The organism is Streptosporangium sp. H16 (genome assembly GCF_051918855.1).
Taxonomy (GTDB): Bacteria; Actinomycetota; Actinomycetes; order Streptosporangiales; family Streptosporangiaceae; genus Streptosporangium.
Window position 1 is genome coordinate 25,281 of the sequence record NZ_JBPXMD010000001.1, and the last position, 25,705, is coordinate 50,985.

Genomic DNA, 25,705 nt, shown 5'->3' on the forward strand with positions numbered 1-25,705 from the left:
GGAACCCGAGTGATCGCAAGGACGTCACGCGCCGCCGATCGCCTTGTCGGACCGCAGCGTCTGGGTACGGGTTTGCAGGAACGTGCGCAGGTTCTGCGCCTCGGTGTCGGCCTTGGCGGTGTCGGCGTTCTCGTTCAGCTTGTATGACGTGGTGAGATCGTCGAGCAGGCCGGATGCGGTGCCGTTGCCGAGCAGCTTGGCGTACAGGGCGCGATACTGCTCCTGGTAGACCTTCTTGAAGGCGGCGTTCTTGAGGAACCTCTCCTTCAGAGGGTGGCCCGCGCGCATCATGGCGCCGCCTTCCGGACGCTGCTGCCGGCCGCCCTGGGGCGGGGCGAGACCCTGAGACGGCTGGGCCTGCCGGGCTTGCTGGTCTTGCTGAGGACGTCCCCGGCCGAAGCCCATCGTGATCGTGTCGTTCACCCCGCTTTTGGCGTCACCGCTGAAGGCGAGGTTGAGGTCCCAGGTGATGACCTTGAACTTCTTGGTGTCCAGGTCGTACCACAGGTAGTAGTTGCGTCCGGGGCCGGCCATGTCGTCGAAGTTGACCATGAGGTTCTGCAGGACCAGATAACGGGCGAACGACTCCACGTCCAAACGCTCGCCCAGGCCCGCGGCGAATTCGGAGTCGGAGGCCTGGTTCACCCATTTGACCAGATCGATGACCGGCTGCAGATCCTGGCCGCCGACCTTGTTGACCTGCTTGAAGTCGGTGGTGTACCCGGTCTGGTCCTCGCCCTTGTAGGTGAAGGAGCCACTGGCCAGCGACTTGTACAGCACGCCTTCACCGAGGCCTTCGGCGTAGCCCTCGTCGAGGTATTCCACGAGCAGGCGCGGTGTGGAGGCGCGGCCGTTGACGGTGAAGGCGCTGTGGGCCGAACGCTGGGTGGGCTCACCGGAGGCGCCGACCAGCGCGATGCCCAGCGCCTCGTTCAGCATCGTCGTCGAGCCCATCGCGGCCGGCCGTACGGCCACCTGGCTGTGCCCCTGGTAGCGGCGGCCCTCCACGAACTCGTCGAAGCTGATCAGCCACGGCAGGTTCTCCGGCTCCTCGCCCTTCAAGGACGCGCCGAACCCGCCGCCCCTGGGCTGCCCGCCCTCGCCATGCTGCCGGGTCGGCGGCCCATCGCCCGGTGATCGGGAGCCCTCGGGTGGCCCGCCGCCCTCGGGTGGTTGGAAACCGTCGGGCGGTTGGAAACCCTCGGGTGGTTGGAAACCCTCGGGTGGTTGAAAACCCTCGGGCACACCTCCGCGCCGCTGTCCGCCGCCGGGCATGCCCCGCTGCCTGGACTGTCCCTTCCAGGTCAGCCCGGCCAGGGTGGAGTTGCCCTTGAGCCGGACACCCACGCTGGGGACGCGGATGCCGTCGACGGTCAGGTCGGCTTCGAGGTACTTCTTCTCGCCGTCCTTGAAGTACTCGCTCAGCATGTCCTCGTAGGCCGCGTCGGTGAAGGTGAGCTTCACCTCGTGCGCCACGGAGGTGTCGAACAGGTCCTTGGTGCCGGTCAGGTTCGTGATGACGGTCTCGGCCTCGGCGGCCTGGGAGACGGCGACGTACGGGCGGATCATCCCGCTGCCGAGCACACCCCAGCACAGGGCCGGGAACGCCGCGCACAGCACGACCAGCTTCCAGTTGTGCCGGAGTTTGACCGGGATGCGATGCTTGAGCTGCGTCATGGTGCCGGCCTACAGGTCGCTCTGGTCGTATCCGGTCAGGACGGTGACCGACTGGCCGTGGTTGCGCTCGCGCAGCGCGGCCATCACGTCGGCCGGCTCGCTGCCCTTCTTGATCTTCACGGTGTACATCAGCTCCGTCAGCGCGCCCCCGCGGATCGACTCCATGCTGACCAGCTCGAACTCCTCGGTGTGCCGGATGAGCACGTCCTGGATGGCCGCGGTGTAGTCCTCGTCCGCGGGAACCTGCACCTTGACCACCTGCCGCCGCACGTTGAGCTGGAACCAGTTGAACCGGTGCATGACCACGATGATCAGCGAGATCGCCACGGCGGCGACGACGGCCAGCAGGTAGAAGCGGGTACCGACGGCCATCCCGACGCCCATGACGAGGAAGATGAACCCGACGTCGCGCGTCTCCTTGATGGCGTTGCGGAACCGCACCACCGACAACGCGCCGACCAGGGCGAAGGCGCGGGCGATGTTCGAGCCGACGACCAGCATGATCAGTGAGATCAGCATGCCCAGGATGACCAGCGTCTGCACGTAGGACTGGCTGTAGGACACGTTGCGGTGCGTGGCCCGGTACACCCAGCCGATCATCGCGCTGAGCACGAACGACAGCGACATCGCGATCGCGATGTCGGCCACGCTGAACGTGCCGGACAGGTCCTGGAAGGAGAAGTCCATGCGGTGTCATGCCTCCGGGAGAACGGTCGGCCGGTTGCGGCCGAGATCGAGATCGTGGTCGGGGATGTGGAAGACCGAGCGGGGGGCCAGCCCGTGCGCCTCCACGCTCTGGCAGTACTTGGAGACCCGGACCACCTGCAGGTTCCGCCTGGCGGTCAGGTCGGTCAGCCAGTACGGCACGCGCTCGTTGGCCTTGACCTCCACGATGGCCATGTGAGCGGGGACGATGAGCCTGTTCTCGGCGTCGGCGCCCAGGTGGAAGTCGCGGTCACGGCCCCGGACGCGGTGGTCGAAGGTGACGCGCAGGCCCACGTCGGCGTCGCGGCCCACGTAGGCGTGCCGGGTGTAACCGGTCATCGCGACGGCCCGCAGGTCCAGGCGCGAGACGAGGTCGAGCACCTCCTGCAGGAACGCGCGCTGGGACGGCTCGTGCTCGACCATCTGCCGGCCGCCGCACAGGCGCAGCGCGTCCCGGTAGGGCAGGCTCACCCGGCGCTTCTGCGTGACCCGGTTGACCCGCTGCTTGATCTCGACGAACACCGGCGTATCGTCCCGCACGGCGAACCGGTCGCCGTAGTGGCGCACCCGCAGCTTCCTGCGGAACCTCAGGCCCTCGATCTTCTCCCAGTAGAAGCGCAGCTGCCGGGTGTCGTAGTAGACGCTCCAGATGCCGTAACCCTCCTGGCCGCTGTGACGGTCGCGATCCAGCCGCTGCTCGATCTCCTCCCTGAGCGCGGCGGCCTCCGACGCCTCCACGAGGTACTTGATCTCATATCGGTTGAAGGCGTGCAGCTTGCTCGGGGCCCGCAGCCGGTGACCCCGGTCACCGGCCGGTTCGGCGCCGGACCCGCTTCGATCGCCGTCGCGGACCACGGAGACGGCTGGTTTGCGGAACCTTGCCAGCATGTTCCTCCTTTCGTCGGCACACATCTGACAGCACCAAGCTGGGAACAATGTGTGAACCGCGTCCGACGCGAAGATGAACCGCCGGTGGGTGTTCAGCCGTCCTGGGGCTGCTCCAGCGGGAGAAGCACGCGGAAGGCGGTGCCGCGGCCGGGGGCGCTGGTCACCTCGATCCGGCCGTCGTGCGCCCGCACGAGCGCGGCGGCTATGGCCAGGCCCAGCCCGGTACCTCCGCTGTCGCGGGAGCGGTCAGGATCGGCCCGGTAGAAGCGGTCGAACAGGTACGGCAGGTGCTCGGGATCGATGCCCCGCCCCTCGTCTCGCACTTCGACGAGCGCGGCTCCGCGGTGGGGGGCGGGTCCGGCCCCGGCGTGCACGACGCCGGGAGCGGGAACCCCGGCGACCGCGCGCGGAGCGACGGTGAGGCCGATCTCGGTGCCCGGGGAGGTGTGCTGGATGGCGTTGCCGACCAGATTGGCGATGACCTGATGCAGGCGGCGTTCGTCACCGCGCACGAACACCGGACCGTCGGAGATGACCAGCCGGATCGGCCGCTCGCGATCGCGGGCGCGAGCGGCGTGCACCACGTCTCCGGCCAGCACGTGCAGGTCCACGACGCTGGGCTCCAGCGCGGGTTCCTGGTCCAGCCTGGCCAGCAACAGCATGTCCTCCACCAGCACGCCCATGCGTTCGGCCTCGGCCTCGATCCTGCGCAGCAGCCGCTCGGCCACCGGGTCCCTGGCGTCCTGGCCGTGATGGTAGAGCTCGGCGAAGCCCCTGATGGAGGTGAGCGGGGTGCGCAGTTCGTGCGAGGCGTCGGCGACGAAGTGCCGCAACCGCCGTTCGGAGCGCTCGGACTCGCGGAGCGCGGTGGCCAGGCGTTCCAGCATGGTGTTCAGCGCGCCGCCGAGGCGGCCTGTCTCGGTGTCGGGGTCGGTGTCACCGACCCTGCGGTCGATGTCCCCGCCCGCGATGGCCTCGGCGGTCTGTTCCATGCGGGTCAGCGGGCGCAGGCCCAGCCGTACCACGGCGAAGGCGAGCGTGCCCAGCAGCAGCAGCACCAGGCTGCCCGCCGCCGCCTCGATGACCAGGATCTGCTGCACGGTCGCCCGGCTGGGCTCCAGCGACATCGCCACGGTCAGCCTGGTGCCGTCGGGCAGGCTCCTGACCAGCACCCGCCACTGACCCGTCCCCGTGCCTGGCACGGTGATCGGGTCTTGGGGGACGGTGGATATCGCCGCGGCGGGGACGACGGGCCCGTCGCCGTTCTCGACGGGCAGACTGCGCAGCAAGGTCCCGGAGGGGTCGTAGAAGGCGATCTTGAACTGGGTCGGGATCTGGACGGACTGTCCCCTGGCCACCGGCGGCGGTGGCAGGGGCGGGAGCGGGCGCCGGCCGAAGGTGACGGCCGTCTCGGTCAGCTGGGCGTCCACCCTAGACAGCAGCGAACGCTCCAGCAGCAGCACGCTCGCGGTGGCGAACGCCGCCAGCCCGACCGCGCACAGACCGAGCAGCGCGGCCAGCAGCCGATGCCGCAGGGGCCAGGCCCGTCTCACGGGAGGCCCTGCAACCGGTAGCCGACACCGCGCAACGTGTGGATCAGCGGCGGGCCCTCAGCGTCGATCTTCCGCCGCAGGTAACTGATGTAGGACTCCACGATCCTGCTTTCGCCGTCGAAGTCGTAGTCCCACACGCGGTCGAGGATCTGCGCCTTGCTGACCACCCGCTCGGCGTTGATCATCAGGTAGCGCAGCAGGCTGAACTCCGTCGGCGACAGGTGGATCGCCCGCCCTGCCCGCCGCACGATGTGGGCCTGCTCGTCGAGCTCCAGGTCGGCGTAGCGCAGCACGCCGTCGTCGACCTGCTCCTGCGCGGGCCGTATCCTGCGCATGATCGCCCGCAGCCGCAGGACCACCTCCTCCAGGCTGAAGGGCTTGGTCACGTAGTCGTCACCACCGGCGGTCAACCCGGCGATCCGGTCGGCCACCGCGTCCTTGGCGGTCAGGAAGAGCAGCAGGGGACTGTCGTCGGCTTCGCGGAGCCTGCGCGCGACCGTGAACCCGTCCAGAGCGGGCATCATCACGTCCAGCACGATGATGTCGGGCCGCTCCCGGGCCACCGCCTCCAGCGCCTGGCGGCCGTCCGCGGCGGTCCGCACGGCGAAGCCGTTCAACTCCAGGGCCTCGGACAGCAGCTCGCGAATGTTCGGCTCGTCATCGACGACCAGCACCTTCACGGCGGGTTGTTCGTTCACGACCTCGTTCTACCTGCCCGGCGTGAGAGAACGGTGAGAGCGGCCGGTCGAGCACGGGCGGCCCTGCCCGAAGGTGCCGGCGGGAGCGACGGAGTCGTTCAGCGACCGGCGTCCCCGCCCGTCCCGCCCGTCCCGCCCGTCCCGCCCGTCCCGCCCGTCCCGCCCGTCCCGCCGGGCGCGCCCGCGGCGCCCGGTGCCCGGCGGGGGCGCCTGAAGAAGGCGGCCACCGCGTAGGGGTCGACGGGGTCGGCGAGCAGGGCGAGCATCTCCTCCCTGCGCTCAGGATCGACCTTGAACGGGTGGCCGAACACGTGCGGCCCCGTCCCGTCGCCCAGCACTCTGGTCAGCATCAGGTCCCCGGGCAGCGCCTGCCCGGACAGCAGCTCGTCGGTCAGCGTCACCCGCTCCCCGGCCTCGCCCCCGTCGCCGGCGGCGGCCACGGTGATCTCGTCCCCGGACACGCCGAGGACCTCCCACAGCCGCAGCGGCGTCCGCCGCCAGGACTCCAGCAGCTCCACCTCGTCGTCGCGCAGCCACTCGGCCCGCGCGTCCAGGAACTCGCCGACGACGTCGTTCTCGAACAGCGCCAGGTCGGCCAGGGCGGGCTCGGCCACCCGGACGCTCAACGCGATCAGGTCCTCGATCAGCCGGTGACGGGCCGGGCGGTAGGCGTACGCGAGCAGCTGCCGGAACAGGTGCGCGGCCCGTTCGGGCAGCGGGGCGCCGGGGTCGGTGCGGCACGCGGCGTACTCGGCGGCGTCGCGCACGGCCGGTGCCATGCCGGGGGAGAGGGAGAGCACCTCGGAGATCAGCCCCGACGCCTCGAACGAGCGGCCCTCGCCCTCGGCCGACCTCGCGATCAGCAGCAGCGCGGCCGGCTCGGTGCGGGGCAGGGCCTCGACCAGCGCCGGGCCGAGCGGCTCGCGTTCCACCTCGTCGGCGATCCTCGCGAGCACCACCTCCGACCGCGACAGGTAGGTGACGGCCTTGGAGAGGTCGGCGCCCTCGCCGTACGTCCGCAGCGCGCTGCGCACCAGGGCCAGCCTGATGATGTCCAGCGGCGCCAGGTCGGCGACCGACGCGGTGTCCCACGGCGCGCCCACGATGCCCACCCGGCCGTCGCGCAGCTCCAGCGAGGCGTTGCGCAGCAGCGGCGACAGCGGGGGCAGCGGGTCGGCGAAGGTCTCGGGGGCCTTCATCAGCAGCTCCAGGACCACGACGTCGACCGGCACGCCGGGACTGGGCTCCAGCCCCTCGGCGAAGGCGCGCAGCGCGTCGAGCGCCTGCTCCCCGAACTCCTGGACGACCCGCACCGCCCGCTCGGCGGGGACGTCGTCCAGCTCGGTGACCGACAGCTCCAGGGTGCCACCGCGCAGGCGCAGCGCGACCACCTGCTCGGGCTCCACCCCGTCGAGCCAGCCGTCGGGGCCGGTCAGGACGGGCTCGCCGGTGTCGAGCGAGGTGCGTATCCGGCCACCGCCCGCCAGCGGCACCCCCTCGCCGTCGGCCAGCCGGGCCCACAGCCGCAGGTCGTCGGAGGCGGGCAGCACCCCGCTCGCCAGCTCGGCCCGGGTGGCGAGATGCGTCAGCACCGCGCCCTCGCTCAGCGTCAGAAGGTCGCTCATCCCTCCATTGTTCTCGACGTCCGGGCATGGCGATGCCGCCCTCCCCCACGAGGTCGCACGGGCTCGTGGGGGAGGGCGGCGGGAAGCCCTACGGCCTGGTCAGGCCGAGGGTGTAGGAGCCGGAGCCGCTGTAGGCGTGCACCCGTACGCGGTAGGTGCCCGCGGTGCCGCTGTAGGTGAAGGCCTCATCCGGGTTGGGGGTGGTCCCGCTGGCCACGGTCGTCCAGGTGGAGCCGCTCAGCTTCTGCAGGTAGGCGTCGTAGTCGGTGCCGTTGGGGCCGTCCAGGCAGACGCGGTGGACGCCCGCGCCGGCGCTGTAGCCGGAGGTGCCGGGCTGGTAGGCGTTGGCGTTGGACGTCAGCGAGCCGGTGTAGGAGTTCTGGTAGCCGCTGCAGCCGGTGGGCGGCGGGGTCCCGTTGGTCACCAGGGTGAGCCCGTACACCGAGAGGATCTCGTTGATCGGCTGGTGGTAGGTGGTGCCGCCGAAGGTGCAGTTGCCCGAGCCGCCGGAGGTGACGCCCTGGGCCTGGCTGCCGGAGATGTAGGAGCCGCCGGAGTCGCCGGGCTCGGCGCACACGGTGGTGCGGGTCAGGCCGGTGATGGTGCCCTCGGGGTAGGTGACGCTCGTGTTGTGCTGGCTGATGGTGCCGCAGCGGTACTGGGTGGTGGAGCCGGAGCGGCAGATGGAGCTGCCCACGACCTGCTGGGTGGAGCCGGTCACCGGAAGGATGCCCGCGCTGTAGCCGTTCACCACGCCGGTCGGGGTCCAGTTGGTGTTGACCGCGACCCACGCGTAGTCGTTGCCGGGGAAGGACGAGCCCTGGAAGGTGCCCTGGGCGACCCGGTTGTAGCCCTGGGTGGCGGTGCCCGGCGTGCCGCAGTGGCCGGCGGTGGCGAAGCCGCCCTGGCTGCCGCGGGTGACAGAGAAACCGACCGAGCAGCGGCCGCCCATGTAGAAGGCGTCGCCGCCGCGGACGTCGTAGAGGGGCCTGGGCCTCTCCTGCGAGGCCTCGACGCGGACCAGCGCCCTGTCCACGCCGCTGCCGTCCACGAACGCCTGCGCCTCGGCGACGTCACCGGCCAGCACGACGACGCTGTTGCTCGGCAGGTCGACGTACCAGGACGGGATCGACTTCGGCGCGGTGGGCACGAGCTGGTCGAGCCGCTCCTTGGCCGTGTCGAGCGTGGCCAGGGAGTTCTTGACGAGCTTGACCTCCGCGCCCGACTTCGCGAGTGAGGCGACCTTGGTGGAGTCGCTGGTGGCGATCACCAGGTTGGAGGTGGGACCGGTCACCCAGGATCCGGCGAAGGCGGCGCCGAGCTGCCCGCGGAGGGCGGGCTCGATCTTGGCGGCGGCCGCCTCGTTGATCAGCCTGGCCGTGGCCTGCTCGGCGGTGCCTCCGAGGTCGCGCCGGACGGCGTCGACCAGGCCCGGTGACGGCTTGGCGGTGGTCTGCACCAGTGTCCGGGCCTCGGCGAGGGTGTACGGGGCGGCCGGTTCGCCGGGTCCCTGGTGAGCGGCGGTGGCGGGGGTGGCCACCATCGCGACAGCGAGCGCGAAGCCCGCTGTCACGGCACTTCTGCGGAGCATGGGTTCTCTCCTCATGTGGGGGGTGCCGTCAAAGTAACGGCGTACACATGAGGCGCGCCTCTACCAGATATCTCCTATCGTCACGTTATGGAGAGGTGCCCAGCCCGGGGTTCCCGGCCAGCCACGCGGCGTATCGCCTGCTCCGCCCGATCGCGTCGGAATGCGCGGCCTTCGCGTGTTCGAGGATCGACGTCGCGACCGCGGCGCTGGACGCCTCCGGGTGCCAGCCGAGCAACTGCCGCCAGCGCAGCGGAGCTCCCGCGAGCGGCACCAGCTTCAGCCCCTCGGCGGGCTGGAAGGTCGCCTGGCACAGCGCGGCGGCGCGGCCGACCTTGGCCAGGTGCATGCAGGTGGCCACGTCGGTCTCGTAGATGGTCTTGGGAGTGAAACCGGCGCGCGCGCAGGCCGTGGCGAAGCAGTCGCCGAAGCAGCTGTCGCCGGGGGTGACCGTCCACTGCTCGTCGGCCAGCTCCGCGAGTTCCACCTCCTCCCTGTCCACCAGCGGATGGTCCTCGTTGAGCAGCACGAAGACCGGATCGGTCCCCACGGTCGACCACACCACCGGCCCCTCCACCGGCGGGGGGCTCTCCCCGCAGGCGCCGATGAACGCGAAGTCGATCCGGCCCAGCATCACCATGGCGGTGAGCTCCCTCGCGGACCAAGAGGTGTGGGTGCTCACCGGGGTGGACGGCCAGGCGGTGGCGAGGCGGTCCATCAGACCGCCGAGTATCGGTCCGTGGGTGGCGCCCAGCCGGTAGCTGGGGATGTCGGCGTTCGCGTTGGCGAATCGAAGTGCCTCCTCCTGGAGTTCGCGGGCCGCGGGCAGCAGCACCATCGCGCGTGACAGGACCAGCTGCCCCAGAGGCGTGGGCCTGGCGCCGTTGTGGTCGCGTTCGAAAAGAGCTCCCCCGAGAACCCGCTCTATCCGTTTGAGCTGCGCCGTCAGGGCGGGTTGGGCCAATCCGAGGTGGGTGGCGGCCTTGGTGACGCTGCCGGCCTGTGCCACCGCGCGCACGATCTTGAGGTGTCGGAGCTCGAGATCCATACCGGGAACGTAAGGCCGGGACGTTATAGCTGCAATGCAAACATGTCATGAAATGTAACTCAATTTTGTCGAATCGTTCCAAAAGGGATTTTGGCTCCTTGATCGGGATGTTTATGGATATCCTTTAGCGCCTTACTGGTCATCTCATCTAGAGAACTCCCGCTCCACCTGGCCTCAGCCTGACGGTGGTGTCCGATATCCGAGATTCCTGGGATTCGGGCTTCACCGATATTCCGGTCGCCGGAGCCGCCGGAGCCGCCGGAGCCGCCGGAGCCGCCGGAGCCGCTGGAGCCGCCGGTGTCCGGCACCCGCGTTCCCCGTGCCGGCTGGGGACACCGCTGCCTGATCATGTACCGGCGGAGGTCGCTCGCGCACTCCCCGCGCGGGTGAGGGACGCGTCGCCCGGCCGCGTACCGGCGGAGGCCGGTCGCGCGTTTCCCGCGCGGGTGAGGGACCCTGGCCGGGAGGCGGGGCCGAGGCTATGATCCGCTGATGGACGTAGCGGCGCTCACCCCCGCGCAGGCCCGCAAGCACTTCAGGGAGGGGCTGCGGGCACCCACCGCGGGGTGGTGCCGGGGCTGGACCCAGGCCAACCTGCTCGCCGTGCCCCGCGAGCTCGCCTACGACCTGCTCCTGTTCGCCCAGCGCAACCCCGTCGCCTGCCCCGTCCTGGACGTCGGCGACCCCGGCGCGGTGAGCACCGGCCTGTTCGGCGGCGACCTCCGCACCGACCTGCCCGCCTACCGCGTCTACGAGGACGGCAGGGCCGTGGCCGACGTCGACGACGCTCGCGACGTCTGGCGGGACGACCTGGTCGCCTTCCTGCTGGGCTGCAGCTTCACCTTCGAGGACGCCCTGCTGAGGGCCGGGGTGCCGGTGCGGCACATCGAGGCGGGGACGAACGTGCCCATGTACCTCACCTCGATCGCCTGCCGTCCCGCGGGATCGTTGAGCGGCCCGTTGGTCGTCTCGATGCGCCCGGTCCCCGCCTCCCTGGTCTCGGCCGCCGTACGGGTGACCGCGAGGTATCCGGCCGTGCACGGGGCGCCGATCCACGTCGGCGACCCCGGCGAGATCGGGATCGCCGACCTGGGCGTGCCCGACTTCGGCGCCCCCGTCGAGATACGGGCGGGGGAGACGCCGGTCTTCTGGGCCTGCGGGGTGACGCCGCAGGCGGCCGTCATGGCGAGCGGGGTGTCCTTCGCCATCGGTCACCTGCCCGGCCACATGGCGATCACCGACGCCAGGGACGACCGCTTCCAGGTTCCGTGATCCCGCTCCCCGGCGCCCGTCTCCCGTCGTCGCGCGGCCGTCCGTGACGCCGGGCGCGGGGCGGACACTTCGGCTCGGCGGGGCGTACCCGCGCGGCGGCCGGCCGTGAGGTCGTGCGCGGGGCTGGGTGCGAAGCCCGGGACGCGAAGCCCGGGGAGGCCAGTGCGACGTTCCTTTCTGGAATACAGTCGCGGGCCGGAGAAACCTGAGTTCCTTCGCCGATCCCGAAGAGATCGCCTACGCCACCGCCGCGGCCACCATCCAGCTCAACACCCTCTCCCGCCCTTGGATCTGGGGCGCCCGGCTCCCGAGCCTCGTCGCCGCCGACGCCGTTTTGCCCACCTGCTTTGAGGAACGTCGCATAGGCGCACATCTGGCAGCCGCCGGTACAGCAGCACCGGGCCGATACCCCTTAAAGAACACCCGGTTTGGGTCTACGGTCAGCTCATGCTCGTGTTGTGGGCGGCCTTGTGGGGCCTGGCGGGAGGGCTGTGCGTGGAGGCCCTGGAATTGCACGCGCGAATCAGACGGGCACGCAAATGGTCCTGGCGACAACCGATCCCGCAGGGCCGGGCAGCCTACTGGACGTCGGTGGCGATCCGGGCGGGAGTGGGCGCGGTGCTCGCGGCGGCGGCAGCGGCCAGTGGGCAAATAACCGGGGCGTTTGGCGCACTCGGGCTAGGGGTCGCCGCACCGCTGGTGGTGGAGAAATTCGCCCGCCTCGCCGCCCTGCCCGCCGAGGCCAAACCGCCGACCATCACCCAGCAGAAGGCGCCGACCGATGCGGCCTGAAGTCTCCTTCGGGCAGCGGCTGCTGGCCGCGCTGGCCCGTCTAGACGACATCAACGCACCTTCCGCACAGACGCAGCCAGTGCACGGGCGCTCCTTCGGGTGGCGCCTGTTGGGTGCACTGGCCCGCTGGGACCCCGAACCGCCGGACGTTACCGTCCCCATCGGCATGATCGGCGTAGTGGTTACCCCTGACGGTGTGCTCCCCGATCCGATGCCTGAGGGAAGTACCTACCAGCCGAGCCTTAAGCATGTAGTCCTGATTCCCGCCCGCGTCCTGTTCCTGCGATGGGCCGACGACCACAACCCCGACGACTACGACATAGCCCTGGAACCCCTTCTCGTCATCGTGCAAGGATTCCGTCTCCGCGTCGAGATGGGGGTGCTCCTGCGAATCCCCGCGTCGGCGGCCCCTGCGCTTGTCAGCGCCTTCGGCGAGGACCTGCCGGTCCAGCGGTTCGTCGAGCGGGTACTCGACCCGGTCGTACGGGCCCGTTTTCTCAAGCCCCGCACACTGGAGGAGCTCCTGGTCGGTTACGAGCGTCTCCGCGCCGACCTAACCGCGACCCTCACCGAGACACTGGCGGCGCGAGGTGTGCAGTTGCAGGCACTCACCATGGGCGCAGCCAACCCCGACGACCCGGCCCTCACCGAAGCCCTGCGCCAGATCGCCGCTGCTGAGATCGAGGGCAGGGCAGTGGCCATCGTCACGAACGAGGAGATCCAGCTCAGGGAGACCACGACCAGCCCAGATGGCGGGCGGCGGCTGGAAGAACTCATCCTGCTGAACAAGATCGAGCAGATCAGCGCCGACGCCGTCGCCGCACCAAAGCTGCTGCAGGACCTAGTTACGATGCAGGTCCCAAGATATGTCAGGGACGGCGACGCCAGGTTCCTGCTGGACACCATGTCACTAGACCAGGCCCGGGAACTCGTGCAGCGGGTGCTGCGGGAGACCGCCACCGAGCGAGCCCACACTGAGGAGAACTCCTAGTGCGACGTTCCTCAAAGCAGGTGGGCAAAACGGCGTCGGCGGCGACGAGGCTCGGGAGCCGGGCGGCCCCAGATCCAAGGGCGGGAGCGGGTGTTGAGCTGGGTGATGGCCACGGCGGTGGCGTAGGCGATCTCTTCGGGATCGGCGAAGGCCTTCCCGGCCAGGGCCTGGCGGTGGAAGATGCGCCACCGGGCTTCCCGCAGGTTGAGCCAACAGGCACCCTTGGGGACGAACACCTGCTGGATCCGTGGATGCTAGGTGAGTCATTCGCGGGTGGAGACGCTGTTGTGACTGGAGAGACTGTCGGTGATCACCGCGATCGTGCCGACCGGGTTGGCCTGCTCCAGCAAGGTCAGGAAGCGCTGCCATCCGGCGCTGTTTCGGGAGAAGGCGCACATGGTGACCGCGTGGCCATCAGCGATGCGAAGGCCGCCGTAGACCCAGGTTTTCAAGGAACGTCGCACTAGGGACCGGTGTTCCAGGAGGTGACGAGCCTGTCCAGCTGTGACGCGAGCGCGGGGGCGCCGGGCCGGTTGTCGATCTCGTCGTGGGGCACGACGGGTGGTTCGTCGACCCTGATGGCCCGCAGGTAGTCCTCGAAGCGGTCGAGCTTGCCCGCGTCCCTGGCGAGACCTCTGGCCTCCAACCGCGAACGCAGCGTCGGACCGTCCGAGCGGATCCAGAGGAGACGTATGGGCGGCCCGCCCAGCCGTCCGGCCCAGCGTTCCCACGCCGCCGCGTCGTGCACCTGGGTGGTGAAGGGGCCTTCCAGCATCACCGGGCAGCCGTGCGAACGGATCTGCCGGGCGACCTCGGTCAGCCCCTCGTACTCGTGACGCTTGACGTGCTCGTCGTACCAGGGGCCCTCGCGTTCTCCGTCGTCGCGGCCGTGGGCGCGAAGGGTGGCGGCGACGAAGCCGCCGTAGACGGTGTCCTTGTCGAGCAGCGCGGGAACCGGGTCGAGCAGCGCCAGCAGCGCCGCCGCGACGGTCGACTTCCCACCCCCCGGCGGCCCGCTCACCACCCACAGTGGCGCCACCCCGCTCACGCCGATCTCAGTCCTTCCAGACTCTGGCCACGCTCTCCTCGACGGCGGGAGCCTGGGCGAGACCGGCCTCGAAGGCGGGGCGCCACAGGCCCGGGTCGAGGACGTTGGTGCCGAACACGGTGACCGACGCCTCGTCGGGGACGACGTGGGCGATCGCGGCGTCACCCAGTTCGGCGAGCTCGGCCTTGAGCCGCGCCTTCGGCGAGGTGTGCGCCAGCGGTTCCAGGAGGACCACGGCGGAGCTGCCCGCCGCCAGATCGGCGTTCGTGGCCGAGCGGACCCCGCCGTCCATGTAGCGGCGCCCGCCGATCTCCACCGGCGGGAACACGCACGGGACCGCGCAGCTGGAGGCGACCGCCGACACCAGCGGCGCTCCCGAGTCACGATCCCAGACCACGAACTCGCCGGTCCCCACGTCGACGGCGGTGATCAGCAGGCGGCGCTCCGGCCACTCCTTGACGGGCAGCCGGTTACCGATCGTCTCGATCCTGGCGCCGGTGTCCTTCACCGCGAGGGCCATCTCGCCGACCCGGCGCCGGGCCTCCTGGGGGTCCAGAGACGGGTCGTAGAGCAGGCTGAAGGCGGTCATGACCGCCTCCATGTCGATGGCGGAGACGGTCGCGACCTCCGTGTTCGCCTGGACGCCGACCGAGCTCTCCAGATCGGCCTCGGTGGCGACGAGCGTCCCGACCACCGACCCGGCGGAGGTGCCGACGATCAGGTCCGCCCCTCCCAGCTCTATGCCCGCCCGGCGCAGACCGGTGATGATTCCGGCCTCCCAGGCAATGCCCGCCACGCCCCCGCCACCCAGCACCAGTGCTCTCGTCATGCGCCATTCTTACCTGATTCGCCTGCCCCGCAGGGGAAGCGCACCCGGGTACGGGGATTCAGACGTCGCGACCCTTCATGCCCTCCTGAGCGGGGTCGACGCCCCAGGAGATGATCCGCCTGGGGTGGATGCGGATGATCTCCCGGCTGAAGTACGGGGAGGGCGGATCGTGGTCCTCGACGGCCTCTGCCTCGCCGCGGATCTCCACGCCCCTGACCCGCCAGGGGTCGGTGGAGGCGACGTCGTCCACCACGAAGGCCACCTGCGGGTTCGTCCGGACGTTGTGGAACTTCCTGGTGGTGCCCATCGCGCGGCCGTAGATGTCGACGACGCCGGTCTCGATGTCGACGCGGAACCCGGTCGGGCTGTTCTGCAGGGAGCCGCCGGGGCCCGTCGTGGCCAGGCGGCCCAGGCGCTGCTCCGCGAGATAGGCGAGTTCCGCCTTCGTGAATGTCATGCTCCCCCTCTTTCCGCCTCCGCGAATGTCATGCCCCCCACTCTGCAACCTCAATATTGATTGAGGTCAAGTTAGACTGGCGCATGCCCAACAATCCGGAGATGACCGTCGGCCAGCTCTCCTCGCGCAGCGGGGTCGCGGTCTCCGCCCTCCACTTCTACGAGGCCAAGGGTCTGATCCGCAGCCGCCGCACCGCGGGCAACCAGCGTCGTTTCCCTCGCGACACGCTCCGCAGGATCGCCTTCATCAGGGTCTCCCAGCGGGTCGGGATCCCGCTCAAGACGATCCAGGAGGCGCTGTCCGCCCTTCCCGACGAGCGCACCCCCACCAGGGACGACTGGGCGAGACTCTCGACGATGTGGCAGTACGAGCTCGACGACCGCATCAAGCAGCTCGAACGGCTCCGGCACGGCCTGACCGACTGCATCGCCTGCGGCTGCCTCTCGCTGGACCGCTGCGCGCTGGCCAACCCCGGCGACGTGGCCGCCGCGCGGGGGCCCGGCTCGCGGCTGATGCTCCCTCCCCGGGAGAACGGCGCTTCCTGCGAGGCGCGGTAGGCCGGGACGCGGGATGCCGGGACGCGGGACGCGGGATGCGGGCACGGCAGGCCGGGGACGCGGGACGCGGGAGGCCGGCGCTCCGGGCCCTTCCGCGTCGGTGTCCGGGGGGTTCACCGTGATTCGCGACAGGTTTGTTAGTTGCCTATTCAAACTATTGACGACCCGGGGTTCGGCATGTGAACCTCTGGGCGTTCATGCACGCACATCGTGGGCGGTCGAAGGTCAGGGTCCCGTCACCTGATCGTGCATGGCGGTTTGTCTGTTGCGTTGCGAAGGGAAGCCGTACATGCGAAGAAGGCTGTTCAGCATGCTCGCCGCCGTGGCGGTGGCGTGCGCGTCGGTCGGCGCGGCCGTCGGAGGCGGGAGCGCCCAGGCGTCCGCGTCCGGTGCCGTGACCGGGGCGGGAACCGTGGTGACCGGGGCCGGTTCGGTGGCCGCCGCCGAACCGTACGAGTGGAAGAACGTCAGGATCGACGGCGGCGGGTTCGTGCCGGGGATCATCTTCAACCAGAAGGAACAGAACCTGATCTACGCCCGCACCGACATCGGCGGCGCGTATCGATGGGAGCAGTCGAGCAAGAGCTGGACCCCGCTGCTCGACTGGGTGGGCTGGGACAAGTGGGGATACAACGGCGTGGTCAGCCTGGCCACCGACCCGGTGGAGACCAGCCGGGTCTACGTCGCCGCCGGGATGTACACCAACAGCTGGGACCCCAACAACGGGGCCATCCTGCGTTCCGCGGACAAGGGCGCGACCTGGCAGGCCACGCCGCTGCCGTTCAAGCTCGGCGGCAACATGCCGGGCCGGGGGATGGGCGAGCGGCTGGCCGTCGACCCCAACAGGAACAGCATCGTCTACCTCGGCGCGCCCGAGGGCAACGGCCTGTGGCGCAGCACCGACAAGGGTGTGACCTGGGCCAAGGTCGCGAGCTTCCCCAACCCGGGGAACTACGCCGACAACCCCTCCGACCCCAACGGCTATACCAGCCACCGTCCGGGCGTGGTCTGGGTGACCTTCGACCCCAGCTCGGCGACCGCCGGCAACACCACGCAGAAGATCTACGTCGGCGTCGCCGACAAGGCGAACACCGTCTACAGCTCCTCCGACGGCGGGACCACCTGGAGCAGGGTGGCCGGGCAGCCCACCGGCTACATCGCGCACAAGGGCGTGCTCGACCACGTCAACCACACCCTCTACATCGCGACCAGCGACACCGCGGGCCCCTACGACGGCGCCAAGGGCGACGTGTGGAAGCTGGACACCGTCACCGGGGCCTGGACCCAGATCAGCCCGGTCCCCTCCAGTTCGGCCGACGACTACTTCGGCTACAGCGGCCTCACGATCGACCGGCAGAACCCCGGCACGATCATGGTCGCCACCCAGATATCCTGGTGGCCGGACGTGATCTTCTTCAGGTCCACCGACTCCGGCGCGACCTGGACCCGCATCTGGGACTTCGCCTCCTACCCGGAGCGCAGCTTCCGCTACACGATGGACATCTCCTCCTCGCCGTGGCTGACCTTCGGGACCAACCCGCAGCCACCGGAGACGACGCCCAAGCTCGGCTGGATGACGGAGTCGCTGGAGATCGACCCGTTCGACGGCAACCGGATGATGTACGGCACCGGCGCCACCGTCTACGGCACCGAGGACCTCAAGAAGTGGGACACCGGCGGCAAGCTCACCATCAAGCCCATGGCCAAGGGGCTCGAGGAGACCGCCGTCCTCGACCTGATCAGCCCGCCGTCGGGCGCGCCGCTGGTCAGCGCCCTGGGCGACCTCGGCGGCTTCCGGCACACCGACCTCGACGCCGTGCCGCCCATGCTGTTCACCTCGCCGATCTTCACCTCGACGACCAGCCTCGACTACGCCGAGACCAACCCGTCCGTCATGGTCCGCGCGGGCAACTTCACCGACGCCGACCGGCCGAACGACAGTCACGCCGCGTTCTCCACCGACGGCGGCGCTACCTGGTTCCAGGGCACGGAACCCGGCGGGATCAACGAGGGCGGCACGATCGCCGCGGCGGCCGACGGCTCCCGGTTCGTCTGGGCGCCCAAGGGCGTGGGCGTGCACCACTCGGTCGGCTTCGGCAACACCTGGACCGCCTCCACCGGACTGCCGACGGGAGCCGTCGTCGAGTCCGACCGGGTGAACTCCAGCAAGTTCTACGGCTTCAGCGGCGGAAGGTTCTACGCCAGCACCAACGGCGGCGCCTCCTTCACGGCCACCGCCGCGACCGGGCTGCCCGCCGAGGGCAACGTCAAGTTCAAGGCCGTACCCGGCCGCGAGGGCGACATCTGGCTGGCCGGGCCCCCCAGTGACACCGGCGCCGCCTCGGGCCTGTGGCGCTCCACCAACGGCGGCGCGTCGTTCACCAAGCTGTCCGGCGTCACGAGCGCCGTCAACATCGGCTTCGGCAAGTCCGCCTCCGCCGGGGGCTACCAGGCGCTGTACGCCGTCGCCACGATCGGCGGCGTGACCGGCGTCTTCCGCTCCGACGACACCGGCGCGAGCTGGGTGAGGATCAACGACGACAAGCACCAGTACGGCAACGCGGGCGAGGCGCTCACCGGTGACCCGCGCGTCTACGGCCGCGTCTACCTCGGCACCAACGGCCGCGGCGTCGTGTACGCCGACAACGGCGGGACCGTCCCGCCGGTCGACACCGTTCCGCCGACCAGGCCCGGTACCCCGGTGGCCTCGGCGATCACCTCGTCGGGGGCGACGCTGACCTGGACGGCCTCGACGGACGCGGTCGGGGTGAGCGGCTACGACGTCTACCGCGAGGCGGGGGCGACGGACGTCAAGGTCGGTTCGCCCACCTCGGCGTCGTTCGCGCTGACCGGGTTGACCGCCGACACCTCGTACACCTTCTACGTGATCGCCCGTGACGCGGCGGGCAACAGCTCCACCGCCTCGGTCCCGGTGACCTTCAAGACCCTCACCGGGCCGGTCGGCGGCGGCTGCACCGCGACCTATCGGGTGGCCAACTCCTGGCCGACCGGCTTCCAGGGTGAGGTGACGGTGCGGAACACCGGAACCTCGGCGATCACCGGCTGGACGGTCAGGTGGTCGTTCCCGAACGGCCAGACGATCAGCCAGCTCTGGAGCGGCGCCCACACCCAGACCGGTGCCGACGTCACCGTGCGGAACGTGAACTGGAACGGCAACCTGGCCGCCAGTGCCTCCACGGTGTTCGGCTTCAACGCCTCCTGGACCGGCACCAACGGCGTTCCGTCCACCGTCACCTGCACCGCTACCTGAACAGTGGCCTGACAGCGGCCGGGTACCTCGGCCTCGACGGCACGCACGGCCCCGCCGCGCCCCGAACGGGCGTGGCGGGGCCGTCGCGATGATCTCGTGGTTTCTCCGCCCGGAGGACCCCCTGCCCTCCCCCTTGAGGATGATCTGAGGGCGTCGGCGGGGCCGGTCCGCCCAGCAGAGCCTATTGTGGAAGAAACCGACTGTCCTGGGGAGAACATGACGATCTCAGATGGGGTGCGCGAGCCTCACGGCTCAGCCGGGCGGCTGTCTGAGACCGGCACCGCCGGCGTGCGAGGCGAGGACGGCACCACCGGCGTGCGAGGCGAGACGGGCGGCCGAGGTGACGGCGGGATCGAGACGGGCGACGCCGACGCGCTGAAAGGCGTGGCGGCCGGACGGTCCGGCATCCACGGCCGGCTCGACGGGATCAGGTCCACCCGCGCGGGCCGCCTCACCCTGAAGATCGTCATCGGTACCATCGGCGCCGTGCTGGTCATCGGCGGTCTGATCATGGTGCCCTTCCCCGGTCCCGGCTGGCTCGTCGTCTTCGCGGGACTGGCGGTGCTGGCCACCGAGTTCCACTGGGCCCACCGGCTGCTGGAGTTCGGCAAGCGGACCCTGTCGGCCTGGACGGCCTGGCTGGGCCGCCGAGGCTGGACGGTCAAGATCCTGGTCGTCCTCGCCGCCGCGGCGACCGCCACCGCCATCGTCTACTACGGCCTCAAGCTCAGCCTCGACCTCGACCTGGTCGTCGAGGCCCAGAAGCTCCTCACCCGATAGGCCGGTTCCGGTCCCGGCGGCTTCGCCGCGTACCTGATCCAGGGTGATCTTCGGGGTGATTGCCCTTCGGCAATGGCAATGGCGATACTTCGGCCGCCGATGTCGCCGTGTGTCCGGGAGGGAAACCGGCGCTCCCCGGAGTTTTACCCAGGTCCGCCCACCTCGTTATCTTTCCCGGATGTGACTCTCCGTAGTGTCTCCACGTCCGATCCGCAGGGACGGATCGGCAGAGACGAATAAGGAGAGTGACGTTCTATGCGCGCCCTGTCCTCGATGTTGGTCCTGGCGGCCGCCGGAGCCGTCGCACTGACCGGCACCCCCGCCCACGCCGACGACGTCAACCTGGCCGCGAGGGTCCAGCCCGGCGAGGAGGTGTTCCTCACGCCCGAGCTCGTTCCCGCGGCCCAGTACAACGGAAACGTGCTGGTCAAGCTCGACACCAACAGCGTGCCCGTCAAGGTCAAGATCGCTAACTGCCGCGGCAGGTACATCGGGACGGTGCCGATCGCCGCCAACGACCACGCCGCCTACGTCGCCGCCAGCACCTCCCCGCCCGCCCCGTGCATCCGTTACCGGGTGAAGAACATGGGCAACCAGACCGCCGCCATCACGGGCACCGGTTACTACTAAACCGGCCCGCCGGGGTGTGCGGGACGGGAACGGCTACCGAGGGCGTTCCCGTCCCGCACACCCCGGTTTTTCTGTTTCCGGCGGAGCGGTGTCCACGCCCGCTTCGTCCGTCGCCAGGCGCGCGCTGTCCTCGCGCCCCCCGGCGGTTCTTCGGTGTCAGGAGCGGTTCCGGCCCGCGATCAGGCCGGCGATTCCGTCCAGGATGCGCTCCAGGCCGAAGGTGAGGGCGTGGACGGGGTCGGCGACGGACTGGTGGGCCTCTCCGGCCGCCCGGCCCACGCGGGAGGCGAGGGGGAACCGGGAGGAGTCCATGATCTTTTCGAGGATCGGGGCGTTGGACAGCCACCACTCGACGTCGGTGATCCCGCTCTCCTCCTGGACGCGGGCCTGGTTGGCCTTGGCCCTGGCGGTGCTCTCCACGTGGCTGAGCACCAGGGCCAGGACGGAGTCCATCTCGACGTCCGACAGGCCGGTGCCCTCCAGCGGGCGCAGCTCGGCCTCGTACTTGAGTGACGCGTTCGGCCCCAGGGTGGAGCGGACGTCGATGATCTGCAGCATCCACGGGTTGCGCCGGTAGAGGTCCCAGTTGCGGGCCGCGATGAACTCCAGCCCGCCCCGCCACCCGCCGGGCTGCCGGGACGGGGCGTCCACGTCGTCGTAGAGCTCCCCGTACGCGGTGTCGATCATGAGGTCCACCAGCTCGCCCTTGCCGGGGACGTGGGTGTAGAGGGACATGGTCCCGACCTCCAGCCGCTCGGCGACGTGCCGCATGGAGACCGCGTCGAGTCCTTCCTCGTTGGCCAGTTCGATGGCCGCCAGGACGATCGAGCGCACCGTCAGCCCGGAACGCCCCGGCTTGCTGTGTGATCCCCACAGGAGCGCCAGGCTGCGTGCCGGGTCGGCGTCGGAAGCTTTCTTCGCACTCACGGGAACAGTCTCCAGATTTTCGTCGTTGGGACCACCGTAGCTGAGCCGTACGATGTACGGTACGGTCTACGCTTTACGAGCGCGCCGATGTCGGGCGAATCGTCCGTTATGGGCGCCGGGCGGGAAGACGGGTGTGAAGGGTGAAACGGATGGATGCGAAGGCGGCAGGGCAGGACGCGGTGATGATCGCCGCGCACGACGTGCGCAAGAACTACGCCGGTGCCGTCGAGGGGACGGGTCTCAACGGGTTCGACCTGCGGGTGGCGGCCGGAACGGTCTGCGGCCTGCTCGGGCCCAACGGCGCGGGTAAGACGACGGCGATCCGGATCCTGTCCACGCTCCTGCGTCCCGACTCGGGCCGGGCGAGCGTCGCGGGGTTCGACGTACGTACGCAGGCGCGGCAGGTACGCGAGCGGATCGGGCTGGTCGGCCAGTACGCCGCGGTCGACGAGATCCTCAGCGGGCGGCAGAACCTGGTGATGTTCGGCAGGCTGAACCACTTCTCCGCCGCCGGGGCGCGCAGGCGGGCCGACGAACTGCTGGAGCGCTTCTCGCTGGCCGGCACCGGGGGCAGGCCGGTCGGCAAGTACTCCGGCGGCATGCGCAGGCGGCTCGACCTGGCGGCGAGCCTCATCGTGGCGCCCCCGGTGCTCTTCGTGGACGAGCCCACGACCGGCCTCGACCCGGCCGCCCGCCAGGAGGTGTGGGCGGCCATCCGCGACCTGGTCGGCTCCGGCACGACCGTGCTGCTCACCACCCAGTACCTGGAGGAGGCGGATCGGCTGGCCGACCGGATCACCATGCTGGGGGCGGGCCGGGTCGTCACCGAGGGCACCCCCGAGGAGCTGAAGGCCGCCATCGGCGGCGACTGGCTCGACCTCGTCCTCGCCGACCGGGCGGACGTGGCGGCGACGGAGGCGCTCGCGGCACGGGTCGCGTCCGGCGAGGTCCACGTGGACGCCGAGGCGCGCCGGGTCAGCGTCCCGGTAGCCGAGCGCACCCGGGCGCTCGTCACGATGGCCACCGCGCTCGGTGACGCCGGGATCGAGCCGCTCGACGTCACGCTGCGCCGCCCCACGCTCGACGAGGTGTTCCTGCACCTGACGGGCGGCGCAGAAGGGGCCCGGCGGCTCCCGGCCGACGTTCCGGCCGACGTCCCGGCCACCCGTACGGAGGCGCCCGCTTGAGCGTCGCCCTCTTCCGCTTCCGCGCGGGCGCCCGCGCGGGCACGACGACCTCGATCCCCGGTACGGGAGGCATTCCCGTGAGCACGACGACCCCGATCCCCGGTACGGAGGCATCCCTGTGAGCACGACGACCTCGACCCTGCCCGCCGGATCCCCGGTGTCCCGGTTCGGCTGGGCGCTGGCCGACTCCTGGACCATCACCCTGCGCGACCTGAACCACTGGGTCCGCCGGCCGGGCCCGGTCATCCTCGGATGGTTCTTCCCGATCATGATGGTGCTGATGTTCGGGGGACTGTTCGGCGGCGCCATCGGCGTCCCCGGCGGGGACTACTTCGACTTCCTGATCCCCGGCATGTTCGCCATGACGATGCTCTTCGGCCTGGAGAGCACGATGATGGCGGTCACCACCGACGCGGCCAAGGGGGTGACCGACCGGTTCAGGTCGATGCCGATGAGCGCCTCCGCGGTCGTCATGGGCCGGGGGATCGCCGACATGCTCAACTCGGTCGTCGGGCTGGCCGTGATGATCGTGACCGGGCTGCTGCTCGGATGGCGCGCCGGGGGAGGACCGTCCGCGGCGCTGACCGCCGTGGGCCTGCTCCTGCTGCTGCGCTTCGCCCTGATCTGGGTGGGCATCTTCATCGGCCTCGTCGCGGGAGGACCGGAGGCGGTGACGTCCGTGCAGATCCTGGTCTGGCCCGTCGGCTTCCTGTCCAGCGTGTTCGTCGATCCCAGCACCATGCCCGGCTGGCTCGGCGCGATCGCGGAGTGGAACCCGCTCTCGGCCACCGCCACGGCCGCCAGGCAGCTCTTCGACAACCCCGGCTGGGGCGGTGAGTCCTGGGTCACGCAGAACGCCACGCTCATGGCCGTGGTCTGGCCGCTGCTGCTGATCGCCGTCTTCCTGCCCCTGGCGGCGCGTACGTTCCGCAGGCTCGGTGGCTGACGGGCGCCCCCGCCGGTCGCCCGTCTCGGCCGGAGTGTGTTTTCCGCCGGATCACAGGGTTCACACGTTCGCCGGCGCGGGAAGACGCCCGGTGTTTTACATCGCGGTGACGGGATCCGAGGCGGACCGTAACCGACGGTGGTGAGCCTGGACGCATGAGTGAGACGGAACGGGAACGATCCGCCTCGGGGTGGACGCTCAACAGGGAACTGCTCAACGTCGGCGCGATCATCGTCGCCGCTGGTATAGCCCATCTCGTCATGGGCCTGATAGGACACGAGAAGTACGGGCCGTTCATGCTTCTGCTGCTCGGCGGGGTGCTCGTCGTGACGGCGCTCGGTCACCGGTTCTACGAGCACCGGCGGCACCGCGTCACCATGATCATGGAATGCGTGAGGTGCGGGAGCATCCCGGGAGGAGGCTCCTGATGCGGCGCGAGACGGTCCCGGGAAGGCGGAGGGAGATGAAGGCCTCCGCCTGAAGTGCCGACATGCCGATTCGCGGAAGGTCCCGCGCCGCGGGATAGACCAGGAAGCGGGGTTTCCACAGCGGCTGGAACTTCGCGTTGAACCTGTACAACGACTCGATCTGGAACCACCTGGACAGGAAGACCAGGACGCCGTACCAGAGGCGGAGGATCGGGCCGGCGCCCAGCCGCTCGCCCCTGGCGAGCGCGGCGCGGAACATGGCGAAATTGAGCGAGACCGTGCGCACGCCGAGGGCCGGGGCCGCCTGCAGGGCCTTGACGATCAGCAGGTCGTTGAGGCCCGGGTCGGCCGCGTGGTCGCGACGCATCAGGTCGAGGGACATGCCGTCCGTTCCCCAGGGGACGAAGTGCAGGACGGCGCGGATGTCCCCGCCCGGCCCGGTCCCGCCGCCCTCACCGCCCACCGCGCCCTCGGATGCCTCGGCCCCCGAGGCGACCCCGGCGTGACCGTGCGCCGTGACGACGACGCATCCGGCGTCGGCGGGGTCGCCGAAACGGCCGAGCGCCATGGAGAAGCCCCGCTCGGTGTCCGTGCCGCGCCAGGAGCCGGCGGCGTGCCGGATCCGGTCCTTCTCCGCCTCGGTGAGGTCCCCGACCCGCCGTACGAGACAGGTGTAGCCCGCGCGCTCCACCCGGTTCACCATCTGCCGGACGTTGCGCATGGTTCTCCCCTCGAGGGTGAAGGCGGCGACGTCGATGACGGCCTCGTCGCCGATCTCCAGGGCGGACAGGCGGCCCTCCCTGGTCCACACCTCGCCGCCCGTCTCGCTGCAGCCGATCACGGCGGGCACCCAGGCGTGCCGCTCCGCCTCCGCCATGAACCGCCTGATCGCGCCCGGCCACGCCTCGACGTCCCCTATGGGGTCGCCGCTGGCGAGCATGACCCCCGAGACCACGCGGTAGGCGATCACCGCCTTGCCCGTCGGGGAGAACACGACGCTCTTGTCGCGGCGCAGCGCGAAGTAGCCGAGCGAGTCACGGGCGCCGTGCCGGGCGAGCAGCTCGCGGACCTTCTCCTCCTGCTCGGGGTCCAGTTCGGCGACGGGCCGCTCCGGCCGCAGGACGAGGTAGAGGGTCGTCACCGCGGTGAGCGCGCCGAGACCGAGGAGGGAGTAGTAGACCAGGTCGGCGGTTCGCTCCGAGGAGTACCCGACCGGGCCCCGCACCCCGACGAGGCCGAGCAGCACGTGCTGGAGCCGGTCTCCGGCACCGGGGTCACCGATGATCATCCGGGGGTGGGCGCTGACCACGACCCAGCCGATGACGATGTTCAGGGCGCTCAGGACGAGGAGGTTCCACAGCGCCCGCCAGCGGGTGCGGGGGTCGGAGAGGGCGTCGAACTCGCGCCGGTTGATCACGAGCAGGACGACGACCAGCGTGCTGAGGCCGGCGGCGAGGGGGCGGTGCGAGTGCAGGAGATTCACCAGGACGCTCAGCGGCAGGAGCACCATCACCGCCCGCCAGGCCCGTTTCTTCCTGCGCCGCAGGCCGTGGGCGAGCATGACGGTCAGGATGCCCAGGACGAGCGAGACCGCCTGGGCGAGTGAGGTGAACGTCCCGGGCAGGAACCCGGTGATCTCGCCGACCCGGCTCCTCCTGAACGCGGGCAGCACGGCCCTGACGATGTCCAGGATGCCGATCGCCATCGCCGCGTAACCGGCCGCGGTGGACACCCGCGAACGGGGTGCCCCTGACCGATCCCTCATGGGAGGACATTAATCGGTGATAGGGGCCGTAACATGACCACAC

At 70.3% G+C, this 25,705-nt stretch carries 26 protein-coding genes; 11 read left to right on the forward strand and 15 right to left on the reverse strand.

Features of this window, described 5'->3' with window-relative positions:
• Nucleotides 1-24: 24 nt before the first annotated feature.
• From ACTOQ2_RS00125 to ACTOQ2_RS00160, 8 genes are all read right to left on the reverse strand, one after another.
• Nucleotides 25-1,677, reverse strand: a complete 1,653-nt coding sequence (locus ACTOQ2_RS00125; protein ID WP_440097596.1) for a CotH kinase family protein — start codon at nt 1,675-1,677, stop codon at nt 25-27.
• Between the two features lie 9 nt (nt 1,678-1,686).
• Entirely contained in the window at nt 1,687-2,364 is a 678-nt protein-coding gene (locus ACTOQ2_RS00130) for a DUF4956 domain-containing protein (protein WP_012891466.1), read from the reverse strand.
• A 6-nt stretch (nt 2,365-2,370) separates the two neighbouring features.
• Nucleotides 2,371-3,270: a polyphosphate polymerase domain-containing protein gene (locus ACTOQ2_RS00135; RefSeq protein WP_440097597.1), complete on the reverse strand. Its 900-nt coding sequence runs from the start codon at nt 3,268-3,270 to the stop codon at nt 2,371-2,373.
• A 92-nt stretch (nt 3,271-3,362) separates the two neighbouring features.
• The gene (locus tag ACTOQ2_RS00140; protein WP_440097598.1) at nt 3,363-4,823 is read right to left on the reverse strand and encodes a sensor histidine kinase; all 1,461 of its coding nucleotides are present in this window, start codon (nt 4,821-4,823) and stop codon (nt 3,363-3,365) included.
• Nucleotides 4,820-5,521, reverse strand: coding sequence for a response regulator transcription factor (locus ACTOQ2_RS00145; RefSeq protein WP_362871813.1), 702 nt, complete (start codon nt 5,519-5,521; stop codon nt 4,820-4,822). The genes ACTOQ2_RS00140 and ACTOQ2_RS00145 overlap by 4 nt, the downstream gene beginning before the upstream one ends.
• 98 nt (nt 5,522-5,619) lie before the next feature.
• Nucleotides 5,620-7,146, reverse strand: a complete 1,527-nt coding sequence (locus ACTOQ2_RS00150) for a hypothetical protein (protein ID WP_440097599.1) — start codon at nt 7,144-7,146, stop codon at nt 5,620-5,622.
• 88 nt (nt 7,147-7,234) lie between these two features.
• Complete coding sequence (locus ACTOQ2_RS00155; protein ID WP_440097600.1) at nt 7,235-8,737, reverse strand: S1 family peptidase; 1,503 nt, start codon at nt 8,735-8,737, stop codon at nt 7,235-7,237.
• A gap of 85 nt (nt 8,738-8,822) precedes the next feature.
• Nucleotides 8,823-9,782: a LysR family transcriptional regulator gene (locus ACTOQ2_RS00160; protein ID WP_362676917.1), complete on the reverse strand. Its 960-nt coding sequence runs from the start codon at nt 9,780-9,782 to the stop codon at nt 8,823-8,825.
• Nucleotides 9,783-10,274: 492 nt separating this feature from the next.
• Between ACTOQ2_RS00160 and ACTOQ2_RS00165 the strand changes: the two genes are divergently transcribed.
• From ACTOQ2_RS00165 to ACTOQ2_RS00175, 3 genes are all read left to right on the forward strand, one after another.
• Nucleotides 10,275-11,054: a putative hydro-lyase gene (locus tag ACTOQ2_RS00165; RefSeq protein WP_440097601.1), complete on the forward strand. Its 780-nt coding sequence runs from the start codon at nt 10,275-10,277 to the stop codon at nt 11,052-11,054.
• Between the two features lie 447 nt (nt 11,055-11,501).
• Nucleotides 11,502-11,846 (forward strand): hypothetical protein, encoded by a 345-nt coding sequence (locus ACTOQ2_RS00170; protein ID WP_440097603.1) that lies wholly within the window; start codon nt 11,502-11,504, stop codon nt 11,844-11,846.
• Entirely contained in the window at nt 11,836-12,837 is a 1,002-nt protein-coding gene (locus tag ACTOQ2_RS00175) for an SPFH domain-containing protein (RefSeq protein WP_440097604.1), read from the forward strand. The genes ACTOQ2_RS00170 and ACTOQ2_RS00175 overlap by 11 nt, the downstream gene beginning before the upstream one ends.
• 11 nt (nt 12,838-12,848) lie before the next feature.
• Here the strand turns inward: ACTOQ2_RS00175 and ACTOQ2_RS00180 are convergent, their stop codons facing one another.
• From ACTOQ2_RS00180 to ACTOQ2_RS00200, 5 genes are read right to left on the reverse strand one after another with little or no spacing between them, the layout of a single operon-like run.
• On the reverse strand, nt 12,849-13,073 hold the full coding sequence (locus tag ACTOQ2_RS00180; protein WP_440097605.1) for a hypothetical protein: 225 nt from the start codon (nt 13,071-13,073) through the stop codon (nt 12,849-12,851).
• Nucleotides 13,074-13,100: 27 nt separating this feature from the next.
• Complete coding sequence (locus ACTOQ2_RS00185; protein ID WP_440097606.1) at nt 13,101-13,289, reverse strand: hypothetical protein; 189 nt, start codon at nt 13,287-13,289, stop codon at nt 13,101-13,103.
• Between the two features lie 11 nt (nt 13,290-13,300).
• Entirely contained in the window at nt 13,301-13,885 is a 585-nt protein-coding gene (locus ACTOQ2_RS00190) for an AAA family ATPase (RefSeq protein WP_440097607.1), read from the reverse strand.
• 7 nt (nt 13,886-13,892) lie between these two features.
• Nucleotides 13,893-14,714 carry a patatin-like phospholipase family protein gene (locus ACTOQ2_RS00195; protein ID WP_440097608.1) on the reverse strand — a complete coding sequence of 274 codons (822 nt, stop codon included), beginning with the start codon at nt 14,712-14,714 and terminating at the stop codon, nt 13,893-13,895.
• Between the two features lie 58 nt (nt 14,715-14,772).
• Complete coding sequence (locus ACTOQ2_RS00200) at nt 14,773-15,171, reverse strand: PPOX class F420-dependent oxidoreductase (protein WP_362676909.1); 399 nt, start codon at nt 15,169-15,171, stop codon at nt 14,773-14,775.
• A gap of 83 nt (nt 15,172-15,254) precedes the next feature.
• Here ACTOQ2_RS00200 and soxR point away from each other — a divergent pair, with 83 nt between their 5' ends.
• From soxR to ACTOQ2_RS00220, 4 genes are all read left to right on the forward strand, one after another.
• On the forward strand, nt 15,255-15,728 hold the full coding sequence (gene soxR / locus ACTOQ2_RS00205; RefSeq protein WP_440065417.1) for a redox-sensitive transcriptional activator SoxR: 474 nt from the start codon (nt 15,255-15,257) through the stop codon (nt 15,726-15,728).
• A gap of 289 nt (nt 15,729-16,017) precedes the next feature.
• Nucleotides 16,018-18,999 carry a cellulose binding domain-containing protein gene (locus ACTOQ2_RS00210; RefSeq protein WP_440097609.1) on the forward strand — a complete coding sequence of 994 codons (2,982 nt, stop codon included), beginning with the start codon at nt 16,018-16,020 and terminating at the stop codon, nt 18,997-18,999.
• A 216-nt stretch (nt 19,000-19,215) separates the two neighbouring features.
• On the forward strand, nt 19,216-19,779 hold the full coding sequence (locus ACTOQ2_RS00215; protein ID WP_440097610.1) for a TIGR02611 family protein: 564 nt from the start codon (nt 19,216-19,218) through the stop codon (nt 19,777-19,779).
• 255 nt (nt 19,780-20,034) lie between these two features.
• A complete protein-coding gene (locus ACTOQ2_RS00220) occupies nt 20,035-20,409 on the forward strand; it encodes a hypothetical protein (RefSeq protein WP_440065412.1) in 375 nt (124 codons plus the stop codon).
• A 156-nt stretch (nt 20,410-20,565) separates the two neighbouring features.
• Here the strand turns inward: ACTOQ2_RS00220 and ACTOQ2_RS00225 are convergent, their stop codons facing one another.
• The gene (locus ACTOQ2_RS00225) at nt 20,566-21,336 is read right to left on the reverse strand and encodes a TetR/AcrR family transcriptional regulator (protein ID WP_440097612.1); all 771 of its coding nucleotides are present in this window, start codon (nt 21,334-21,336) and stop codon (nt 20,566-20,568) included.
• 149 nt (nt 21,337-21,485) lie between these two features.
• On the opposite strand from ACTOQ2_RS00225, the gene ACTOQ2_RS00230 reads away from it, so the two are divergent.
• The 4 genes from ACTOQ2_RS00230 to ACTOQ2_RS00245 all read left to right on the forward strand — a co-directional run bounded on the left by ACTOQ2_RS00230 (nt 21,486) and on the right by ACTOQ2_RS00245 (nt 23,897).
• Nucleotides 21,486-22,523 (forward strand): ATP-binding cassette domain-containing protein, encoded by a 1,038-nt coding sequence (locus ACTOQ2_RS00230; RefSeq protein ID WP_440097613.1) that lies wholly within the window; start codon nt 21,486-21,488, stop codon nt 22,521-22,523.
• The gene (locus tag ACTOQ2_RS00235; protein ID WP_440097614.1) at nt 22,520-22,645 is read left to right on the forward strand and encodes a hypothetical protein; all 126 of its coding nucleotides are present in this window, start codon (nt 22,520-22,522) and stop codon (nt 22,643-22,645) included. The genes ACTOQ2_RS00230 and ACTOQ2_RS00235 overlap by 4 nt, the downstream gene beginning before the upstream one ends.
• On the forward strand, nt 22,642-23,469 hold the full coding sequence (locus ACTOQ2_RS00240) for an ABC transporter permease (RefSeq protein ID WP_440097615.1): 828 nt from the start codon (nt 22,642-22,644) through the stop codon (nt 23,467-23,469). Before ACTOQ2_RS00235 ends, ACTOQ2_RS00240 begins: the two co-directional genes overlap by 4 nt.
• 155 nt (nt 23,470-23,624) lie before the next feature.
• Nucleotides 23,625-23,897, forward strand: a complete 273-nt coding sequence (locus ACTOQ2_RS00245; RefSeq protein ID WP_440097616.1) for a hypothetical protein — start codon at nt 23,625-23,627, stop codon at nt 23,895-23,897.
• On the opposite strand, the gene ACTOQ2_RS00250 is transcribed toward ACTOQ2_RS00245, so the two are convergent.
• Nucleotides 23,851-25,662: a phosphatidylglycerol lysyltransferase domain-containing protein gene (locus tag ACTOQ2_RS00250; RefSeq protein WP_440097617.1), complete on the reverse strand. Its 1,812-nt coding sequence runs from the start codon at nt 25,660-25,662 to the stop codon at nt 23,851-23,853. The genes ACTOQ2_RS00245 and ACTOQ2_RS00250 overlap by 47 nt on opposite strands.
• Nucleotides 25,663-25,705: the final 43 nt, after the last annotated feature.

Coding starts and splice junctions, on each gene's coding strand:
- ACTOQ2_RS00210 (WP_440097609.1), top strand. CDS start 16,018: ATGCGAAGAAGGCTGTTCAGCATGCTCGCCGCCGTGGCGGTGGCGTGC.
- ACTOQ2_RS00175 (WP_440097604.1), top strand. CDS start 11,836: ATGCGGCCTGAAGTCTCCTTCGGGCAGCGGCTGCTGGCCGCGCTGGCC.
- soxR (WP_440065417.1), top strand. CDS start 15,255: ATGCCCAACAATCCGGAGATGACCGTCGGCCAGCTCTCCTCGCGCAGC.
- ACTOQ2_RS00250 (WP_440097617.1), bottom strand. CDS start 25,662: ATGAGGGATCGGTCAGGGGCACCCCGTTCGCGGGTGTCCACCGCGGCC.
- ACTOQ2_RS00170 (WP_440097603.1), top strand. CDS start 11,502: ATGCTCGTGTTGTGGGCGGCCTTGTGGGGCCTGGCGGGAGGGCTGTGC.
- ACTOQ2_RS00165 (WP_440097601.1), top strand. CDS start 10,275: ATGGACGTAGCGGCGCTCACCCCCGCGCAGGCCCGCAAGCACTTCAGG.
- ACTOQ2_RS00150 (WP_440097599.1), bottom strand. CDS start 7,146: ATGAGCGACCTTCTGACGCTGAGCGAGGGCGCGGTGCTGACGCATCTC.
- ACTOQ2_RS00220 (WP_440065412.1), top strand. CDS start 20,035: ATGCGCGCCCTGTCCTCGATGTTGGTCCTGGCGGCCGCCGGAGCCGTC.
- ACTOQ2_RS00245 (WP_440097616.1), top strand. CDS start 23,625: ATGAGTGAGACGGAACGGGAACGATCCGCCTCGGGGTGGACGCTCAAC.
- ACTOQ2_RS00195 (WP_440097608.1), bottom strand. CDS start 14,714: ATGACGAGAGCACTGGTGCTGGGTGGCGGGGGCGTGGCGGGCATTGCC.
- ACTOQ2_RS00230 (WP_440097613.1), top strand. CDS start 21,486: ATGGATGCGAAGGCGGCAGGGCAGGACGCGGTGATGATCGCCGCGCAC.
- ACTOQ2_RS00135 (WP_440097597.1), bottom strand. CDS start 3,270: ATGCTGGCAAGGTTCCGCAAACCAGCCGTCTCCGTGGTCCGCGACGGC.
- ACTOQ2_RS00200 (WP_362676909.1), bottom strand. CDS start 15,171: ATGACATTCACGAAGGCGGAACTCGCCTATCTCGCGGAGCAGCGCCTG.
- ACTOQ2_RS00215 (WP_440097610.1), top strand. CDS start 19,216: ATGACGATCTCAGATGGGGTGCGCGAGCCTCACGGCTCAGCCGGGCGG.
- ACTOQ2_RS00160 (WP_362676917.1), bottom strand. CDS start 9,782: ATGGATCTCGAGCTCCGACACCTCAAGATCGTGCGCGCGGTGGCACAG.
- ACTOQ2_RS00130 (WP_012891466.1), bottom strand. CDS start 2,364: ATGGACTTCTCCTTCCAGGACCTGTCCGGCACGTTCAGCGTGGCCGAC.
- ACTOQ2_RS00125 (WP_440097596.1), bottom strand. CDS start 1,677: ATGACGCAGCTCAAGCATCGCATCCCGGTCAAACTCCGGCACAACTGG.
- ACTOQ2_RS00155 (WP_440097600.1), bottom strand. CDS start 8,737: ATGCTCCGCAGAAGTGCCGTGACAGCGGGCTTCGCGCTCGCTGTCGCG.